The sequence below is a fragment of the Desulfobulbaceae bacterium genome, from assembly GCA_015231515.1.
In the GTDB taxonomy this organism is placed as follows: domain Bacteria; phylum Desulfobacterota; class Desulfobulbia; order Desulfobulbales; family VMSU01; genus JADGBM01.
In genome coordinates, this window is record JADGBM010000177.1 from 1 (window position 1) to 4,384 (window position 4,384).

A 4,384-nucleotide genomic window follows, 5' to 3' on the forward strand; every position below is an offset into this window, starting at 1 on the left:
GACTATACATAGTACCTCCACGTTGAAAACATTAGAAAAGACAAACGGCCAGCACTTTGCCTAAGCGCAACAATCATTAAACCATTCGTTGCATCCTACTATATTAATTGGTAACCTTAATTAGATAAACTAGAATTGTAACTTTCAGGTGGGGCCTGAAAAATAGCAAACACCACTGAAACATAACTTCAGTAGCGCCTCATATACAAGATAGAGATAGCATATGTCCATACTTATAGTTGACGACTCGCCACCGGTACTTCGCCTCCTGCAGGCTACTTTGGATCGGGCAGGCCACAAAAAAATACAGTGCCTGGAGTCAGGAAATAAAGCCTTGGAGTTTCTCGGAATTCAGCCGGCTCAAGATACTCACCCCAAGATCGACTGCATTCTTCTTGACATCGTCATGCCTGGCATAGATGGTATTGAGACATGCCGATTAATAAAGGCGCACCAGGCCTATCGCGACACACCCGTTCTAATGGTCACCATAAGGGATGAACAAGAAACCCTTAAACGCGCCTTCGAGGCTGGAGCTTCTGACTATATAACTAAACCGACAGGTGAACTTGAGTTGTTGGCCCGGGTTAAATCGGCAGTCAAACTCAAGAAGGAGATTGACACCCGTAAGGCCCGCGAGCAGGAGTTACTTAAGCTCTATAGAGACCTTGAAAGAAACAATATATTGTTGGCCGAGCTGACAATTACCGATGATGTATCAACAGTGGGCAATCGGCGTTATTTTGATGGCTGCCTGGAAAAAGAGTGGCAACGCTCTTTCCGAGAATCAGCCCCGCTAGCCGTAATTTTTATAGAGATCGACAAATTCAGCCACTATTCAGACCTGGCCGGTCAGGCTAAGGCAGATGAATGCCTCAAACTGATAGGCCAGGTTTTGCAGGTCTCGTTACGTCGCGCTGGTGACCATCTGGCGCGATACAGCGGCAGTGTATTTGCCGTTTTCTTACCGAAAACCGATCAAAACGGAGCACGGAGCGTCGCACAAAACATGCTTGAAAGTGTCTCAGCGCTTGAACTTAAACATCGAAATGACAACAACTCGGAGTTGATAACCGTCAGTATGGGGACGGCTTGCGTTGTACCCTCAGGTAAAATGGCCATAAGCAATCTGCTGATCATGGCCGAAGAAGCTTTGAGACAGGCAAAACATCAAGGCGGAAATAGGTGCATCTGCTTTGGGTGATCCAAAAACTAAAACCTAATATTTCTCAAACATGAAAAACACCACCCTGCTTCAACCAGTTCCGCTGAGCATGCGAAGAGGGGCCATCAAACGTCTGCGATCTACGATCAAAGCGTATTGGGCACCCTTCATCTTCATCCTCACCTTGATTATAATTCCATCATTTTCAGCGGCCTCGGAATCCCCTTTTCCAACCTTCAAAAGCATTGAACCCAATGTTGCTTTCTGGAAAAAAGTATATGCCGAATATCCCTCCACCATGGGAATGATTCATGACATCGACAACTTATCAGTAATTTATGAAGTGATTACGGTTAAGTCGTCGGATATATCTGGGAGCCGCCGCGCCAACGAGAAACAAATCAAGCAAGTCAAGGATAAGTACAGAAGAATTCTTAACAACTTAGCCGCCCACCAGACACCATCCACTGCCGAAGAAAAAAGAGTTGCCGAACTATTTGGCTCGAAAGGTTCGCCCCAAGTCTGGAAAAATGCCGCCGACAACATTCGATTCCAGCTCTGCATCAGCGATCGCTTCAAGGCTGGTGTTATCCGCTCGGGTCAACACCTGGCCGAGATTAAAACAATTTTCAGAAACAGCGGCCTGCCCGTTGACCTTGCCTACCTGCCACATGTTGAATCTTCTTTTAACTATAACGCTTATTCAAAGTTTGGAGCTGCTGGAATCTGGCAGTTCATCCGTTCAACAGGACGAAGGTTTCTTGAGATTACCTATACACTTGATGAGCGGCGAGATCCTATCACCTCGTCCCACGCCGCAGCGAAATACCTTAAGGAAAACTACAAAAAACTAAACAGCTGGCCCTTAGCTCTCACTGCCTACAATCATGGTGCGGGCTCAATGATCAGAGCCAAAAGTCAACTGGGAAATTACGAAAATATCTTCAACAATTATGACAATAAACGCTTTGGCTTTGCCTCCAAAAACTTTTATTCTGAGTTTCTGGCAGCACGCGAAATCGCCCAAAATTACACAACATATTTCAAAGATATCACCCTTGATCAGCCAGTTCAGGTTCAAAAGGTGTTGATGACTGGATATGCCCCCATCGACTCTTTAGCAGAACACTTCAATGTTAACATCGAGACTATTCGAAAATTCAACCCCGCCTTAAGAAATCCTGTCTATTCCGGTCAGAAATATATCCCGAAAGGATACTCACTCAAACTGCCATCCGGCCTTAAGGATTTCGACCTGCTGGCGATGAACGTCCCCCCGGACCTCTACCAAAACGAACAAAAGCACAGTCGTTTCTACAGGGTCGAACGAGGGGACACAGCCGGGAAGATTGCCCGCCTCCATAATGTCACCTTAAAAGATCTCATTGATATAAATATGCTCAACAGACAATCAACAATTTATGTCGGCCAAAACCTGCGAATCCCTACCCCCGGAGAAAAAATTCAAATTGCAGTGGCTACGCTTCCAGAACCAGCTACTACGGTTCCCAAAAGCCCTGTCACAGTAACAACACCAGCTCAACCAGCCCTGATGCCAAAACCACCAGAGGCGCCGGTTGTTGCAGAAGTGCCAACTCCTGAGCCACCGCCTCGCCTGGTGCTGCTTGAAAAAACAGTCCCTGCTCCGTCTTCACAAGACAAAACTCTGACATCTCAAGAAATCCCAGAGATTCGCTCCTTTCAGGATCCTGCGGAGATTATTGTAGCCGAGCTGCCTGCTGTAGAGCCACTGACCTCAAGTGTCACTGAAATTAACCCTGCCGTCATATCGGGGAATTTTATGGTCGAGCGTGTAGAGGAAATTAAAAATCAAAAAGTCGGGTTTGTTCAAGTTGAAGACACAGAAACGCTTGGGCATTACGCTGAATGGCTTGAGATTCCAACACAAGAGATCCGCGAGCTAAACGGCTTTAGATACGGCAGACAAATTCGGACCCACCAGCTTATTAAAATACCACTTGGCAAAGTCGGCAAAGACCTCTTTGAAGAACGTCGATATGAGCATCACAAAGAAATTGAAGAGGATTTTTTCTCCGCCTATAAAGTTGTCGGCATTCAGGCCTATTCGATTAAGCGAGGTGACAATATCTGGACATTATGCCAAGAAGAGTTAGAGATACCTTTCTGGCTTATTAAAAAATATAACCCCGCCCTGAACTTTGAATCTCTTATGCCAAAACAGCAACTTACAATACCCGTAATTGAAAAAACCAGCTGATTCCCTGCGGGCCTGCCCTGAGTTATACTACCACCATCTACCTAAGCCGTCGCTCAAAAACAACTGTCACACTTGGAGGCTGTTAACGTCATATATATTCCAAACTCATACTCATAATTTATTGGTAGCTTACAACACAGATTTTCTTATTGATCTTTCAGACAAAGGGTTCGCATGACAACCACACCACAAACCAAATATTTAAAGGACTACACTCCGTTTCCCTACTCCATCAACTCAATAGACCTTCACTTCTCACTGAACGAGGCATACACACAGGTCAAGTCAACGCTCGTCATCAGCAAGTCTACCAAGACGGCAGGGGCACTTTGCCTGGACGGGGTTGGAATGGAGCTGGTCAGCATTGCCTTAAACGATACACCTCTGCACGAAGACCACTATGCGCTAACCCCGGACTCCCTTACCATCCATTCAACCCCAGAAAGCTTTACCCTGACCATTGAAACCCTGATAAAGCCTCAGGAAAACAGCTCCCTGGAAGGTCTCTATAAATCAAACGGCATGTACTGCACCCAGTGTGAGGCTGAAGGCTTTCGAAAAATAACCTACTTTCCAGACCGCCCGGATGTTTTAACAGTATACACCGTTACGCTTGAGGCAGAAAAAAAGGCCTACCCGGTTTTATTGGCCAATGGCAACCTTTTAACAACCGGCCCACTTTCAGGGAATCGTCATTATGCAAAATGGGAAGACCCCTTCAGAAAACCATGCTACCTTTTTGCCATTGTAGCCGGAGATCTTGCCGTCCTTAACGATACCTTTACCACAAAATCAAACCGCAATATCCAGCTTCAAATATACACCGAGCATCACAACGCTGATAAATGCGCCCATGCAATGGCGTCTTTAAAAAAAGCCATGCTCTGGGATGAAACCCGCTTCAACCTGGAGGTCGATCTGGATCAATATATGGTTGTGGCCGTTGATGATTTTAATGCCGGCGCCATGGAGAACAAGGG

At 46.0% G+C, this 4,384-nt stretch carries 3 protein-coding genes; all 3 read left to right on the forward strand.

Annotated elements, in window-relative coordinates; genetic code table 11:
* Positions 1-223: 223 nt before the first annotated feature.
* The gene (locus HQK80_15690; protein ID MBF0223634.1) at positions 224-1,204 is read left to right on the forward strand and encodes a diguanylate cyclase; all 981 of its coding nucleotides are present in this window, start codon (positions 224-226) and stop codon (positions 1,202-1,204) included.
* 31 nt (positions 1,205-1,235) lie between these two features.
* Entirely contained in the window at positions 1,236-3,404 is a 2,169-nt protein-coding gene (locus HQK80_15695) for a transglycosylase SLT domain-containing protein (GenBank protein ID MBF0223635.1), read from the forward strand.
* Between the two features lie 174 nt (positions 3,405-3,578).
* Positions 3,579-4,384: aminopeptidase N (gene pepN, locus HQK80_15700; protein ID MBF0223636.1), on the forward strand; the 806-nt coding region annotated here is incomplete at its 3' end.

What these genes read in the sequence shown, in the direction of transcription:
- HQK80_15695 (MBF0223635.1), top strand. Translation starts at nt 1,236, where the DNA reads ATGAAAAACACCACCCTGCTTCAACCAGTTCCGCTGAGCATGCGAAGA.
- HQK80_15690 (MBF0223634.1), top strand. Translation starts at nt 224, where the DNA reads ATGTCCATACTTATAGTTGACGACTCGCCACCGGTACTTCGCCTCCTG.